Consider the following 14,717-nt stretch of genomic DNA (forward strand, 5'->3'; position numbering starts at 1 on the left):
AAAGCGGAAGTCGTCTGACTTCCGCTTTTGGCTGCTTAAAAAGCCGTGTGAGCTTAACCTACCCAGCGACGGGCCGACGCAAACATGCGGAACCAACCTGCATTTTCGCCCCAGTCTGCCGGATGCCGGGAGTTCAACACCGTACGGAATACACGTTCCGGGTGCGGCATCATGATGGTGAAACGGCCATCGGCCGTAGTCACGCCGGTGATGCCAGCGGGCGAGCCATTCGGGTTGAGCGGATAGCTTTCCGTCGCCTGACCGGTGCCATCGACATAGCGCAATGCCACCAGTGCCTGCGATTGGGCGCCCGGAGCAAAGACCGCTCGGCCTTCACCGTGGCTAACCACCACCGGCAGCTGGCTACCAGCCATGTCGCTCAGGAAGATCGACGGAGAATGCGGCACTTCCACCATGGCAAAGCGGGCCTCGAACTGCTCGGAAGCATTGCGATGGAACTTCGGCCAATGGGCGGCGCCCGGGATGATGGAGGACAGATTGGACATCATCTGACAGCCATTGCATACGCCCAGCGCGAAGGTATCTGCGCGATTGAAGAAGGCTTCAAATTCATCACGCGCACGCGGATTGAACAGAATGCTCTTCGCCCAGCCCTCGCTTAAGCACCCAGCACGTCGCCATAGCTGAAGCCGCCACACGCTGCCAGCCCCTTGAAGTCAGCTAGCGATACACGGCCGCTGATTACATCGCTCATGTGAACATCCACCGTCTGGAAGCCCGCACGGTCAAATGCGGCGGCCATCTCGATCTGGCCGTTGACGCCCTGTTCGCGCAGGATTGCCATGCGCGGACGTGCTCCGGTGGCAATAAACGGCGCCGCCGGATTTTCATTGACGTCAAACGACAGCTTGGCAAACAGCTGACTAGCACTTTCATTGGTCAGCAGCTGGAATTCGCTGTCTGCACAGGCCGGGTTGTCACGCAAGCGTTGCATGCGATAGCTGGTTTCCGACCAAGCCTGATGCAGCGCCACGCGTGTTTCGCTGAACAGTTGCTGCTCGCCGTGCTTGATGACCAGCTGGTCGTGATCTTCGACCTTACCCAACACAAACAGCTCACGATCAAGGCTTGTACAAAGCGTGCCAGCACTTCGGCGGTGTGGGCCTTCTTCACCTGAATGACGGCGCCCAGTTCTTCATTGAACAGTACGCGCATGATGCGAGCGTGCGTTGCCGCTTCATCAGTATCCTGCTCGAAATCGTCGTTAAGACGCTGGCTGTTTTTACGCTTGATGACCAGCTCTTGCAGATCAACCGAAACACCAACGTGGCTTAAGCAAACATCATTTCGGCCAACGTGGCAAACAGACCACCATCAGAACGATCATGGTAGGCTAGCAACAGCTGATCACGAACCAGTGACTGAATAGTGCTGAAGAATGCCGCCAATTGTGCCGGGCTTTCCACGTCCGGCGCGCGGCCGTTCATGTTCTTCCACACCTGCCCCAGAATGGAGCCACCCAGACGGCAGCGGCCATGCCCCATATCAATCAGGATCAGATCGGTATCTTTTTCCGCCTGCAACTGCGGGGTAACCGTCTTGCGCACATCCTCGACCGGAGCGAAGGCCGAGATGATCAGTGACAACGGTGCCGTCACCGATTTCTTCTCGCCGTTATCTTCCCACACCGTCTTCATGGACAGGGAATCCTTGCCCACCGGGATGCTCACGCCCAGCGACTGGCTCAACTCTGACACGGCTTCTACCGTGCGATACAGATTGGCATCTTCGCCGGGGTGACCAGCTGCAGCCATCCAGTTGGCCGAAAGCTTGACGTTACCCAGTTCGCCGACATCCGTTGCGGCCAGGTTGGTCAGTGCTTCACCGATCGCCATGCGGCCAGATGCCGGAGCACAGAACAACGCCGCCGGGGTGCGTTCGCCCATCGCCATCGCTTCGCCACGATAGGTATTGAAGCCCATGGTGGTAACGGCCACGTCAGCCACAGGCACTTGCCACGGGCCAACCATCTGATCGCGTGCGGTCATACCACCCACGGTGCGGTCGCCAATGGTGATCAGGAACGACTTGTCGGCCACAGCCGGATTGCGCAACACGCGGAAGGCGCTTTCCCGCAGGTCATAGGTGGAGGCGTCGAACACACGGAATTCCGGCGTTTGCGTAGTCGCGTCGCGAGTCATGCGCGGCGGTTTGCCCAGCAACACCTCCAGCGGCATGTCTACTGGATTGTTGTTGAAGTAATCGTCACGCACCTGCAAGTGGCCGTCATCCGTCGCAACACCCAGCACGGCAAACGGGCAACGTTCACGCTCGCACAGCGCGGTGAAACGCCCCAGATCTTCCGGCAAAATGGCCAGCACATAACGCTCTTGCGATTCGTTGGACCAAATCTGCATCGGCGTCATGCCTTTTTCTTCCAGGTGCACCTTGCGCAGCTGGAAAATCGCCCCGCGACCGGCATCATTGACCAGTTCCGGGAAGGCGTTGGACAAGCCGCCCGCGCCAACGTCGTGAATCGAGACGATAGGGTTCTGCTCGCCGTACTGCCAGCAGCGGTCGATCACTTCCTGACAACGGCGCTGGATTTCCGGGTTGCCACGTTGTACCGAGTCAAAGTCCAGATTCTCGCTGTTGGCACCGGTATCCATCGACGAAGCGGCACCGCCTCCCAGACCGATCAGCAAGCTGGGGCCACCCAGCTGGATCAGCAAGGCGCCTTCCGGGATTTCGTTCTTGTGGATCTGTTGTTCCTGAATGCTGCCCATGCCGCCAGCGATCATGATCGGCTTGTGATAGCCGCGCATTTCGCCATCGACAACTTCTTCGAAGGTACGGAAATAGCCGGTCAGGTTGGGACGGCCAAATTCGTTATTGAAGGCAGCGCCGCCAATCGGGCCATCCAGCATGATTTGCAAGGCCGAGGCAATGCGCGTCGGGCGGCCGTACTCTGCCCGGGTTTCGCTGTACGCTTCCCACGGCTGCTTGAAACCCGGGATGTTCAGGTTGGAAACGGTAAAGCCCACCATGCCGAGCCTTCGGGCGCGAGCCACGACCGGTAGCACCTTCATCACGGATTTCGCCGCCAGAACCGGTGGACGCACCCGGGAACGGCGAAATCGCCGTCGGGTGGTTGTGGGTTTCCACCTTCATCAGGATATGGGTCGGTTCGGTGTTGTAGTGGTACTCGGCCGATTCCGGTGCCGGGTAGAAGCGCTCGATCGTAGCGCCTTCGATCACCGACGAGTTGTCCTTGTACGCTACGCGGGTGCCTTGCGGGTGCGCATCATGCGTGTCGCGGATCATGCGAAACAGCGATTTGGTTTTTTCTTCGCCGTCGATGATGAACTGGGCATTGAAAATCTTGTGGCGGCAGTGCTCGGAGTTAGCCTGCGCAAACATCATCAGTTCGACATCGGTAGGGTTGCGCCCCATGCGGGTGAAGTTTTCTACCAGATAGTCGATTTCGTCGTCAGACAGCGCAAGACCCAGCGACAGGTTGGCCGAAACCAGAGCATCACGGCCGCCTGCCAGAATGTCCACCGAGGTCAGCGGTTGCGGGTCAACGTGCACAAACAGGCGGGCGGCATCGTCCAGCGACGGCAACACGGTTTCCGTCATGCGGTCATGCAACAGACCAATCAACACCTGACGTTGCTCGGCGCTCAAGGCGCCGGTAACGGATACCCAGAAGGCGGTGCCGCGTTCGATGCGGCGCACTTTCTCCAGCCCGCAGTGCGCGGCGATATCGGTGGCCTTGGACGCCCACGGCGACAGCGTGCCCAAGCGCGGGGTTACCAGGAACAGTTCGCCAACCGGCTCATCAGCCAGCGGCGCTTCGCCATACGTCAACAGCTTGCCCAGAACGCCCTGCTCTTCTACCGATAGCGCTTCTTCGCTTTCGGCAAAGTGCCAGAACTCTGCTACCAGACTGATTTCCGGCAAGCTTCACGCGCTGCAGCAAGAAGTTTTTCGAGACGGAACCGGGACAGCGCTACACCGCCCCGCAGCTTGAGAATGTGCGACATTCAACACCCGCGACAAGTATCAGGAAAGCGCGTCATAATACAGCAAAACCCCCTTAGTTTTAAGGCCAACGCAGGATAGTGTCGGGGATTGAGACAGATCGCCCGCATTCTCGAACATTTATGCCATCTTCAAGGAGTGATAACACATGAAACAGGTCGCCGCCGTCATCAAACCGTTCAAACTGGATGAAGTTCGCGAGGCACTGTCTGACCTTGGCATCAATGGCCTGACCGTGACCGAAGTGAAAGGGTTTGGCCGTCAGAAAGGCCATACCGAACTGTATCGCGGCGCGGAATACGTGGTGGATTTCCTGCCCAAGGTCAAAGTGGACGTCATTTTGCCGGATGACATGGTCGAGCGCGCCATTGAAGCCATCGTCAACGCCGCCCGCACCGGCAAGATTGGCGACGGCAAGATTTTTGTGACGCCGGTTGAGCAAGTGGTGCGCATCCGCACCGGTGAAACCAACGAACAGGCGATCTAAGCCGGTCACAGCACAACAAAAAGGCCGCGAAATGCGGCCTTTTTCATGTCAACTTCCCGTAAAACTTACTTCCAGAAGCGCCACCATGGCATTTCTTCCACGGCCCACGGCTGCTGCAGGTAATGACTCTTGGGGTAGTTGAGTTGCAACACCCGCTTGCTGTCGTCACGCAACTGGGTCATGCCCAGCTTGTCGTAGGCAGTAACGGTGATGGCCAGTGCTTCTTCCGGATAGCGGGTATTGGCGTAATCCTTGAGGACGCCCTGGGCACGATTGGCGGCGGCCAGATAGGCGCCACGCTTCATGTAGTAACGGGCTACATGCATCTCGTTACCACCAAGGGCATTGACCAGCTTTTCCATTTTTTCCCGTGCATCGACCGCGTACTTGCTATCGGGGAAACGGGTGGTCAGCTCGCGGAACGCCGGGAACGACTCACGCGCCGCTTTCGGATCGCGCTCGCTCATGTCCTGCCCGGCCCATTTGGCGAGCATGCCGGAATCGTCATTGAAATAGACGAGACCTTTCAGATAATAGATGTAATCGATGTTCGGATGTGCCGGGTGCAGCTTGATGAAGCGATCGGCAGCGGCCACGGCCAGTTCCGGCTCATTGTCCTTGTAGTGGGTGTAGGCCAGATCCATCTGCGCCTGCTGGGCAAAGCGTCCGTAAGGATAACGGGCTTCCAGCGTTTCGTAGAGCTTGACAGCACGGGTATAATTACCACTGTTCAATTCGTCACGGGCTTCCGCATACAGCTTTTCCACGGTCCAGCCGCGCGTTTCGTCGTAGGTTTCCGTGGTGGCGCAGCCTAGCCAGCCCCAGTGTCACCAACATTGCTGCAACAACGTATTTTTTCATGACCGATCCTTACTTAGACCCGGTGGATTATAGCGACATCTCGGACGACGAGGTATCTGCTCAACGACAACTCGACGTCCCGCTCACGCTGGGAGGCGAACGGCTGGACGCTGCGCTCGCCAAACTCCTCACCGATTATTCTCGTAGCCGCCTGTCGCAATGGATCAAGGACGGCCATGTTCAGGTGGATGGCAAACCGGCAACACCCAAGACCAAGCTGCTTGGCGGGGAGAAGCTTACCGTTACCATCCTGCAAACAGATGAAGAAATGGCCTACCAGCCTGAAGCGATTGAGCTGCCCATCGTTTATGAAGATGAGCATATCATCGTTATCAACAAACCGGCGGGTATGGTCGTGCACCCCGCCGCTGGCAACTGGTCTGGCACCCTACTTAACGGTCTGCTGCACCACTACCCGGCCATCGGCCGGTGCCGCGCGCCGGTATCGTACACCGGCTGGACAAAGACACCAGTGGTTTGATGGTAGTGGCGAAGACCATTCCGGCGCAAACCGAACTGGTGCGGCAAATGCAGGCTCGCAGCGTCAAGCGCATTTACCGTGCCGTGGCCGATGGCAACGTGCCGTTTGACGGCACTATTGATGCCAACATCGGACGCGACCCGCACAACCGGCTACGCATGGCAGTGCTCAAGTTTGGCGGCAAACCCGCGATTACCCACGTGCGGGTACTGGAGCGCTACCCCAGCCACTGCTATATCGAGTGCAAACTGGAAACCGGCCGTACGCACCAGATCCGAGTCCACATGCGCGAGGCCAAGCATCCGCTGGTAAGCGACCCGGTGTATGGCAACATCCGCCACTCCATGCCTGATGACGTGGCCGCTGCCGTCAAGGCACTCGGCCGTCAGGCACTGCACGCCTTCTCTCTCAGCCTTATTCACCCGGTCACCGGCAAGGAGATGAGCTGGAAAGCGCCATTACCTGACGACATGAAGCAACTATTGGCCGTGTTGCGCGGTGAAGGTGGTGAGCGCATGGATACCCTGCCCACCGCCCTGCCTGAAGAAGATGGCGACGATGAAGAATGGGACGACGATGACGACGTGGAGGTGATCTATGTCCGCGACTGAGTGGCTGCAAGCTGACTGGCCCGCTCCGGCCAAAGTCCGCACCCTGATCACCACCCGTCAGGGTGGCGTCAGCCCGGCGCCGTATCACAGTTTCAATCTGGGGGCGCACGTTGGCGACAATCCGGAACATGTCGCCAGCAACCGCGAAACCCTGCGCCAATATCTGCCGGACGAACCGGCCTGGTTAAACCAGATACATGGCACGACGGTCGTGGATGCGGCGGAACTGGATGGCACACTGGTGGATGCCGATGGCAGCTTCAGCCGTCAGCCCGGCATCGTCAGCGTGGTGATGACCGCCGACTGCCTGCCGGTGCTGTTTACCAACGATGCCGGAACCGTGGTCGCGTCGGCGCACGCCGGTTGGCGCGGCCTCTGTGACGGCATTCTGGAAGCCACCATAGCCGCCACGGGTGAACCGGCAATCAACCTGATGGCCTGGCTCGGCCCGGCTATCGGCCCTGACGCGTTTGAGGTCGGCGCCGAAGTTCGCGCGGCCTTCATGGCGCATGATCCTGCCGCCGATGCCGCTTTTACCGCCATCGGCGATGACAAGTATCTAGCCGATATTTACCAGCTGGCGCGGCAAAGGTTGGCCGAAAACGACGTCACCCGCGTATATGGCGGAGATTTTTGTACCGTGATCGACCGCGCCCGGTTTTTCTCGTACCGCCGCGATCGCGTCACCGGGCGCATGGCCAGCCTGATCTGGCTTGAACCCTGACGCCTCACCGGAGAAATAAAAAAGCCGCCAACACAGGCGGCTTTTTTGATCTGACTGCGTATCGTCGGCGCAACACTGATATTTATACAACATATAGTGTCACGCACCGATACCACGTCAGAGTCTTGTCATTTCAGCACGTTATCCTTTCCCCATTTCACCGGCCACGATACGCCGAAAATGCCCGATGCGGCTCCACGCCAATAACGGCGCGGTTTTCGCGATTTTGGCCGGGTGTCAAGACTTGTTATCACCCCCACTAAACCCTAGAATTTGGGTCTTTCGTGCCGGGTAAACAATATATATTGTGTTTACTCACAGCTCGCACACAGGTTTTCAACAGACTTGTCCACAACCGACGCCAGCCGCCCAAAAAGCCACGGCGTTGGCCACTTAATCATCACCCAAAGAGGGCACCATGCAACTGACCACCTTTGAAGGGCAGACCGCCGCCGAACTCGGCCGTGCCGCCGCACCGCAGGCCGATTTCAGCCAGTACAAAACCATCCGCCGCAATGGCGCGGTGGTGCCGTTCGAGCCAGTAAAAATCTCCATCGCCATGACCAAGGCTTTTCTGGCGGTAATGGGGTATCAAGGCGCGACATCTGCCAGCATTCGCGACAAAGTGGCCCAGTTGACCGAAATGGTGGTCAATGCCCTGATGCGCCGCAAGCCGGAAGGTGGCGCCATCCACATTGAAGACATTCAGGATCAGGTGGAACTGTCGCTGATGCGCTTTGGCGAGCACGACGTGGCCCGCGCTTACGTGCTCTACCGTGAAGAACGCACCCGTGAACGTGCCGCCCGCGGCGAGGCCCTGACGCAGATTCAGATCAACGTGATCCGCAAAAACGGCCACAAGATGCCGCTGGATATTGCCAAGCTGCGCGCCACCATCGAATCGGCCTGCCGGGGTTGGCCGAAACCGACGTGGACGCCATCCTGTCGGAAACCCTGAAGAACATTTACGACGGCGTTTCGGAAGAAGAAGTCAACAAGTCGTCCATCCTCGCCGCCCGCTCCATGATCGAGCAAGACCCGGCCTACGATTACGTCACGGCCCGCCTGCTGCTCAACAATATCCGTCTGGAAATCCTGAACGAAGCCGTCAGCCAGGATGAAATGGCCGAGCAGTACGCGCCCTACTTTGCCGATTACATCAAAAAAGGCATCAAGGCTGAGTTGCTGGACGAAAAACTGGCCGAATTCGACCTGAAAAAACTGGGCGCCGCACTGGACGCCAGCCGCGACCTGAAGTTCGGCTACCTCGGCCTGCAAACCCTGTACGACCGCTACTTCCTGCATATCGACGGCACCCGTATCGAGATGCCGCAAGCGTTTTACATGCGCGTCGCCATGGGGCTGGCACTGAACGAAGTGGAGCGCGAAGCGCGTGCCATCGAGTTCTACAACATTCTGTCCAGCTTTGACTTCATGTCGTCCACGCCGACGCTGTTCAACTCCGGCACACGCCGCAGCCAGCTTTCCAGCTGCTACCTGACCACCGTGGCCGATGACCTCGACGGCATTTACGAAGCGCTCAAGGAAAACGCCCTGCTCTCCAAATTTGCGGCCTTGGCAACGACTGGACGCCGGTACGCGCCATGGGCAGCCACATCAAAGGCACCAACGGCAAATCGCAAGGTATCGTGCCGTTCCTCAAAGTGGTTAACGACACCGCCGTTGCCGTCAACCAAGGCGGCAAGCGCAAGGGCGCGGTCTGCGCGTACTTGGAAACCTGGCACGCCGACATCGAGGAATTCCTCGAACTGCGCAAGAACACCGGTGACGACCGCCGTCGCACCCACGACATGAACACCGCCAACTGGATCCCTGACCTGTTCATGAAACGCGTCATGGAAGCCGGTGAATGGAGTCTGTTCTCCCCGTCGGAAACCCCGGATCTGCACGACCTGTACGGCGCCGCCTTCGAGAAGCGCTACCGCGAATATGAAGCCATGGGCGAGCGTGGTGAGCTCAAGGTCTACAAACGCATCCCGGCGCTGAGCCTGTGGCGCAAGATGCTGACCATGTTGTTTGAAACCGGCCATCCGTGGGTAACCTTCAAGGACCCGTGCAACATCCGTAGCCCGCAAAGCCACATGGGCGTCGTGCACAGCTCCAACCTGTGCACCGAGATCACGCTCAACACCAACGACAACGAAATTGCCGTCTGCAATCTGGGCTCGATCAACCTGGCCGCTCACCTGAAAGACGGCAAGCTGGATGCCGAGAAGCTGCAACGTACCGTTCGCATCGCCCTGCGCATGCTGGACAACGTGATCGACATCAACTTCTATCCGGTGAAAAAGGCTCGCAACTCCAACCTGAAACACCGTCCGGTTGGCATGGGCATCATGGGCTTCCGGGACTGCCTGCACCAGATGCGCATTTCCTATGCTTCGTCCGAAGCCGTGGAATTTGCCGACGAATCCATGGAAATGGTGGCCTACTACGCCTACTGGGCATCCACCGAGTTGGCCGAAGAACGCGGCCGCTACCCATCCTACAAGGGCAGTCTGTGGGATCGCGGCATCTTGCCGCACGACAGCATCAATCTGCTGGCAGCTGAGCGCGGCGGCTATCTGGACATCGACCGCACCGAGCGCCAAGACTGGAACGCCTTGCGTGAACGCATCCGCGAACACGGCATGCGCAACTCCAACTGTCTGGCCATCGCCCCGACCGCAACCATCGCCAACATCGTTGGCGTATCGGCCTCGATCGAACCGACCTACCAGAACCTGTTCGTCAAATCCAACCTGTCCGGCGAATTCACCGTCACCAACGAATATCTGGTGCGCGACCTGAAGAAAGCAGGGCTGTGGGACGAAGTCATGGTGGCCGACTTGAAATACTTCGATGGCAGCCTCGGCCGCATCGACCGCGTACCGGAACAACTCAAGGGCATCTACGCCACCGCCTTTGAGGTTGACCCGAAATGGCTGGTAGAAGCCGCATCGCGCCGTCAAAAATGGATCGATCAGGCGCAATCGCTCAACCTGTACATGGCAGGTGCGTCCGGCAAGAAACTGGACGAGCTCTACAAGCACGCCTGGGTCAAGGGTCTGAAAACCACCTACTACCTACGCACGCTGGCGGCCTCCAATGCCGAGAAATCCACCGGTCGCGGTGGTGAACTCAACGCAGTACCGAGTAGCGGCGGCGTCAGTGGCGGCTATCAGGCTGCTGCCGAAAGTGCCGCACCGGCAGCAGACAGCACCCCGGCCACCGATGTGAAGTTCTGCAGCATCGACAACCCGGATTGTGAGGCTTGCCAGTAAGGTTAGACCCCTAATGGAAAACCAGACATTTTGGGTAGTTGGCATCGTTGTTTCACTCGTAGTGATTGCATTCATTGCCATGTACTTTGGCTATGGATTTAAGGCTACCGGTGCATTTGAATACAAACAGCCAGCTGTACAAATTAAATCATCGGCAAGTGGCTCAATAGAATTGACGCCTCCAGCCAAGTAGTTACTTGAATAAGGTTGGCCGAACTTCGGCCAACCTTCATTCCTTAGCCAGTTTGGCTTGAGGTGGTTAAGGAATGAAGCAGCGCCCTCGCGGCGATGCGATAGAAACACTGTAAATACAGAGAAATATGGAGATCATGATGAGCCTGAATTTCGACGACGACGTCATCACCGCCCCTGCCACCAGCCCGGCCGGGAATACGCACCGCGTCAATGCCGTAGACAAAGAGTGATCAACGGCACCACCGACGTTAACCAGCTGGTGCCGTTCAAGCACAAATGGGCGTGGGAAAAATACCTGTCGCAGTGCGCCAACCACTGGATGCCGCAAGAAGTCAACATGCAGCGCGACATCGAACAATGGAAAACCGGCCAGCTCACTGAAGACGAAATGCGCATCGTCAAACGCAACCTCGGTTTCTTCACCACCGCCGACAGTCTGGCCGCCAACAACATCGTACTGGGCACTTATCGCCAGATCACCAGCCCGGAATGTCGCCAGTTCCTGTTGCGTCAAGCCTTTGACGAAGCCATCCACACTCATGCCTACCAGTACATCGTGGAAAGCCCGGGTCTGGACGAAGGTGAAGTGTTCAATGCCTATCAGGAAATCAAATCCATCCGTGACAAGGATGAATTCCTGATTCCGTTCATCGACGTTCTCACCGACCCGGCATTCAAGACCGGCACACTGGAAAACGACCAGAAACTGCTGCGCAGCCTGATCGTGTTTGCCTGCATCATGGAGGGCCTGTTCTTCTACGTCGGCTTTGTGCAGATTCTGGCGCTAGGCCGCCAAAACAAGATGACCGGTGCCGCCGAGCAGTACCAGTACATCCTGCGTGACGAATCCATGCACTGCAACTTTGGCATCGACCTGATCAACACCATCAAACTGGAAAACCCGGAGCTGTGGACCGATGCCTTCAAGGAAGAAATCGTCGGCCTGTTCAAGAAAGGCGTAGAACTGGAATACGCCTACGCCGAAGACACCATGCCACGCGGCGTGCTCGGCCTGAATGCCAGCATGTTCAAGGAATACCTGCGCTTCATCGCCAACCGTCGCATGCAGCAAATCGGTCTGGACCCACTCTTCCCCGGCGTGACCAACCCGTTCCCGTGGATGAGCGAAATGATCGACCTGAAGAAGGAAAAGAACTTCTTCGAAACCCGCGTAACGGAATACCAGACCGGCGGCGCGTTGAGCTGGGATTAAAACGTCGAGCGACACATAAGCTTGCCAAAACGACAGATAAGCTTGTTCTCGACGACAGATAAAACTGCCAACAAAGCCCGCGGACGCGGGCTTTGTTTCCGACAGATTCAGCATGCCTGAGAACCTGGATCATCAGCGTTTGTTGCCGTGCGGTAGTCGGGGATGCTCCAGTTCAGGCCTACCCGCTTGAACAGGTTTTGAATGAAACCGAAGGACTACCGCAAAGCCAGTCCAAACAGGTTTTCGATGGTCCAGACAAAATGAAATGGCGGCCTCGCTATAGGCCTGCACCCACCCGCATTTGCTCTGTAGCGTTGCCCGACATGCTCGTGTCCAGCCAGATGGGAAGGGGGCCGCACTTGATCAGGGCTTGGTTGTAGGCTTTCCAGTTGTGGTTAGGTGGCATTTCGGAGCGGGCTTGGCCATGCCACTACCTTACCAAGCCCCTTATATGCAACAAAGCCCGCGAGAAGTAAACGTTACGATTTTTTGCTGGCTAGTTTGTAGGTAGCCACATCAATCTGAACACCGTTGGTTTTTGGCTTGAATCCATCTAGCTCTTGCCCCGTAGTGGCGTCAAAGCGACCTCGCTCAAACTGCTTGGCACAGGTACGGTACTCAGGATCTTTGTCCTGGCAAAGCACACGATCCAAGATCAGTACGCCATCGGCGTTGGAACGCACACCAACCAGATCTCCGGTCGTTCCAACCATGAATGAGCCAAATGTAGAGGGAAAGACAACCACAGCCTTGTCATTATCCTTAACCAGCGCTTACAGGCGTTGGTTAACCACACCGGGAATACTGAATATCTCAACGGATGTCCAGCCAGCAATGGTCTTTACAAAGTTGTCTTCTGTTAGCGAGTTAGGCTTTCCGGGATGAAATTTTTGGGCATCGTTGTTGTAGGACACGTAGAAAGCATGCCGCTTTTCTCCATCTACAGTACGCAGTGGCCCTACAGTACCCACTACGATGATTCCCGGGCCACTTTGAACTGAGATAGCCCCCTTGATAGCCGCTTTTGCAGCCGACGATTTGGCATTGTCTATCAGTTGCTGTTTAGCCTTGGCCACATCCGTTTCGGTTGTCGGAGCTGGTCCATGGCCAAATCGAATGCCATCTGCTGTTGATGCACAGCCGGTCAGTGCAGCCAGCACCATAGCCAGCAGAATTGTTTGCTTTACGGCCCCCTTGAACATTACTGATCTCCATATTCCTGAGTTGAAAGATTGAGCTGACTCCCATCGAGAGTAAGTTTTATTAATGGGATACCAACATCCATGCATACCTCCTACCCGACTTGCCCCCAGTGTTTCAGCCATAATCCATACCTTCTGAGGCACAGGCGAAAGGATTTGGTAATGGCGATGGAGGGGTGCGCAAGTCCGGTAGCGACAATCGTGGGCTGCAAAGCAGTTGTCTATGTCTCATCATAAACGCTGCCGCCCATAATATGGGCATTATGCGATAACAATGGCTTGATGGCACTCATCACTACGATGTAGGTAACCAGAAAGCATTCGCAATGCTTCGCTACAGCCACGCGAAATTGGCTAGGCCCACACCATCGTAATCAGGGCAGAAGATGACGCCTGCTGCCTTTAATCTGGACGATATCAACCAGCGGCTCTCCGAAGTAAAGCTGTAAGCATCAATACAGTTTCGGAATAACTCTTACTCTTACGCTTTCTCTTCAAAAACCCGGCGACAAGCCGCTACTGCCCATGTGGCCGTTTACGTTACAATTCACGACTGATTATTGTGCTTTACCTTTCATGGCTCATACCGACCTACCCTCAAAATCGCTGGATATCCCTCAGTTCTCCGTCTTGTCGTTAACCGCTCCCGTTGCCATGGGTTACATCCCGTTGGGTACGGTTTTTGGTTTTTTGTTTGTTCAGGCCGGAGCGGCATGGTGGTTGGCGATGCTATCCAGCCTGTTTGTCTTCGCCGGTGCGGCGCAGTACATGATGATTCCGATGGTTGCCGCGGGATTACCGGCGGGGTCCATTGCATTGGCAACATTAATCGTGAATTTGCGCCACGTATTTTACGGCTTGTCCTTGCTGGAGCTGTTTCCACCCAAAGGCTGGCTGCGCTGGTACATGGTTTTTGCCCTGACCGATGAAACGTATTCGGTGCTTACCACCATCCCTAAAACCACTAGCCACAAAAAAATGGCGCTGGTGGCTTGTCTTAATCATGGCTGGTGGGTACTCGGGACGGTGATCGGCGCCATCATCGGCGCTCAGGCTCGCATTACTCTGGCTGGGCTGGATTTTGTGCTGGCGTCCCTGTTTGCCGTCCTGACCGTGGAGCAGTGGCGCACCAAAAACAGCCCCGCTCCGCTATGGGTGGCGTTGATCGCTTACGCGGTGGCCTACCCGATTGCCGCCAAGCACGCGTTGGTGATTGCGATTGCGCTTAGCATCGTTGCCGGTGTGCTCTGGCGACCGACGGCATCGGCAAAGAAAGGGGCCAGCAATGATTAATAGTTCGTATGTAATCGGCGTGATTGCCGCCATGGCACTGGTGACTTTTGGCCTGCGAGCACTGCCGTTTGTCGCGGCCCAATGGCTGAAAAGGCATCTGATTGTGCAACGCCTTGGTCAGTTTTTACCATTGGCCATCATGACGCTTTTGCTGGTGCACTCCATGACCGGGGCGGCGTTGCAACACGCCTCCGGACCATGGCCGGAGTTGTTAGCCGTTGCGCTGGTGGTAGTGCTGCAATGGCGCAGCCGCAATGCGCTGTTGAGTATTCTGGTGGGAACCTGCGTATATGTGCTGTTACGCAATGTTGGTGCAGGTTAAAGTCGCAAATATCGTGTTACCGAACTAAGGAATGGGTGC

Annotated in this window: 10 protein-coding genes and 4 pseudogenes; 9 read left to right on the forward strand and 5 right to left on the reverse strand. The window is 56.9% G+C overall.

Going from position 1 to position 14,717, the window contains the following annotated elements; genetic code table 11:
- Positions 1–53: 53 nt before the first annotated feature.
- A pseudogene (gene purL / locus GKE73_RS19725) lies at positions 54–4,007 on the reverse strand (phosphoribosylformylglycinamidine synthase).
- A 146-nt stretch (positions 4,008–4,153) separates the two neighbouring features.
- On the opposite strand from purL, the gene GKE73_RS19730 reads away from it, so the two are divergent.
- Positions 4,154–4,492 (forward strand): P-II family nitrogen regulator, encoded by a 339-nt coding sequence (locus GKE73_RS19730; protein ID WP_230371244.1) that lies wholly within the window; start codon positions 4,154–4,156, stop codon positions 4,490–4,492.
- Positions 4,493–4,557: 65 nt separating this feature from the next.
- On the opposite strand, the gene GKE73_RS19735 is transcribed toward GKE73_RS19730, so the two are convergent.
- Positions 4,558–5,259, reverse strand: a complete 702-nt coding sequence (locus GKE73_RS19735; protein ID WP_376767394.1) for an outer membrane protein assembly factor BamD — start codon at positions 5,257–5,259, stop codon at positions 4,558–4,560.
- 92 nt (positions 5,260–5,351) lie between these two features.
- On the opposite strand from GKE73_RS19735, the pseudogene rluD reads away from it, so the two are divergent.
- The 6 genes and pseudogenes from rluD (at position 5,352) to GKE73_RS19755 (ending at position 11,861) form a co-directional block, all read left to right on the forward strand.
- Positions 5,352–6,445, forward strand: a pseudogene (rluD, locus tag GKE73_RS19740) (23S rRNA pseudouridine(1911/1915/1917) synthase RluD).
- Positions 6,432–7,169, forward strand: a complete 738-nt coding sequence (gene pgeF / locus GKE73_RS19745) for a peptidoglycan editing factor PgeF (RefSeq protein ID WP_230371245.1) — start codon at positions 6,432–6,434, stop codon at positions 7,167–7,169. Before rluD ends, pgeF begins: the two are co-directional and overlap by 14 nt.
- 418 nt (positions 7,170–7,587) lie before the next feature.
- Positions 7,588–8,127, forward strand: coding sequence for an ATP cone domain-containing protein (locus GKE73_RS21835; protein ID WP_245393865.1), 540 nt, complete (start codon positions 7,588–7,590; stop codon positions 8,125–8,127).
- Positions 8,128–8,291: 164 nt separating this feature from the next.
- Positions 8,292–8,585: pseudogene (locus GKE73_RS21840) on the forward strand (ribonucleotide reductase N-terminal alpha domain-containing protein); the annotation flags it as partial.
- A 188-nt stretch (positions 8,586–8,773) separates the two neighbouring features.
- Positions 8,774–10,453, forward strand: coding sequence for a ribonucleoside-diphosphate reductase subunit alpha (locus GKE73_RS21845; protein WP_245393866.1), 1,680 nt, complete (start codon positions 8,774–8,776; stop codon positions 10,451–10,453).
- 421 nt (positions 10,454–10,874) lie between these two features.
- The gene (locus GKE73_RS19755; protein WP_446686347.1) at positions 10,875–11,861 is read left to right on the forward strand and encodes a ribonucleotide-diphosphate reductase subunit beta; all 987 of its coding nucleotides are present in this window, start codon (positions 10,875–10,877) and stop codon (positions 11,859–11,861) included.
- A 146-nt stretch (positions 11,862–12,007) separates the two neighbouring features.
- Here GKE73_RS19755 and GKE73_RS19760 read toward each other — a convergent pair.
- The 3 genes and pseudogenes from GKE73_RS19760 to GKE73_RS19770 form a co-directional block, all read right to left on the reverse strand.
- A pseudogene (locus tag GKE73_RS19760) lies at positions 12,008–12,287 on the reverse strand (transposase); the annotation flags it as partial.
- 53 nt (positions 12,288–12,340) lie between these two features.
- A complete protein-coding gene (locus GKE73_RS19765) occupies positions 12,341–12,544 on the reverse strand; it encodes a hypothetical protein (protein ID WP_230371246.1) in 204 nt (67 codons plus the stop codon).
- Between the two features lie 90 nt (positions 12,545–12,634).
- Entirely contained in the window at positions 12,635–13,063 is a 429-nt protein-coding gene (locus GKE73_RS19770) for a hypothetical protein (RefSeq protein ID WP_230371247.1), read from the reverse strand.
- Between the two features lie 576 nt (positions 13,064–13,639).
- On the opposite strand from GKE73_RS19770, the gene GKE73_RS19775 reads away from it, so the two are divergent.
- Complete coding sequence (locus GKE73_RS19775) at positions 13,640–14,356, forward strand: AzlC family ABC transporter permease (RefSeq protein ID WP_230371248.1); 717 nt, start codon at positions 13,640–13,642, stop codon at positions 14,354–14,356.
- Positions 14,349–14,678: a branched-chain amino acid transport AzlD family protein gene (locus tag GKE73_RS19780; protein ID WP_230371249.1), complete on the forward strand. Its 330-nt coding sequence runs from the start codon at positions 14,349–14,351 to the stop codon at positions 14,676–14,678. The genes GKE73_RS19775 and GKE73_RS19780 overlap by 8 nt, the downstream gene beginning before the upstream one ends.
- The last annotated feature ends 39 nt before the right edge of the window (positions 14,679–14,717 follow it).

It is taken from the genome of Paludibacterium denitrificans, from assembly GCF_009707705.1.
In the GTDB taxonomy this organism is placed as follows: Bacteria; Pseudomonadota; Gammaproteobacteria; order Burkholderiales; family Chromobacteriaceae; genus Paludibacterium_A; species Paludibacterium_A denitrificans.

Excerpts from the sequence above, each read along its gene's own strand:
- pgeF (WP_230371245.1), top strand. The coding sequence starts at position 6,432 with ATGTCCGCGACTGAGTGGCTGCAAGCTGACTGGCCCGCTCCGGCCAAA.
- GKE73_RS21845 (WP_245393866.1), top strand. The coding sequence starts at position 8,774 with ATGGGCAGCCACATCAAAGGCACCAACGGCAAATCGCAAGGTATCGTG.
- GKE73_RS21835 (WP_245393865.1), top strand. The coding sequence starts at position 7,588 with ATGCAACTGACCACCTTTGAAGGGCAGACCGCCGCCGAACTCGGCCGT.
- GKE73_RS19770 (WP_230371247.1), bottom strand. The coding sequence starts at position 13,063 with ATGTTCAAGGGGGCCGTAAAGCAAACAATTCTGCTGGCTATGGTGCTG.
- GKE73_RS19730 (WP_230371244.1), top strand. The coding sequence starts at position 4,154 with ATGAAACAGGTCGCCGCCGTCATCAAACCGTTCAAACTGGATGAAGTT.
- GKE73_RS19780 (WP_230371249.1), top strand. The coding sequence starts at position 14,349 with ATGATTAATAGTTCGTATGTAATCGGCGTGATTGCCGCCATGGCACTG.
- GKE73_RS19775 (WP_230371248.1), top strand. The coding sequence starts at position 13,640 with ATGGCTCATACCGACCTACCCTCAAAATCGCTGGATATCCCTCAGTTC.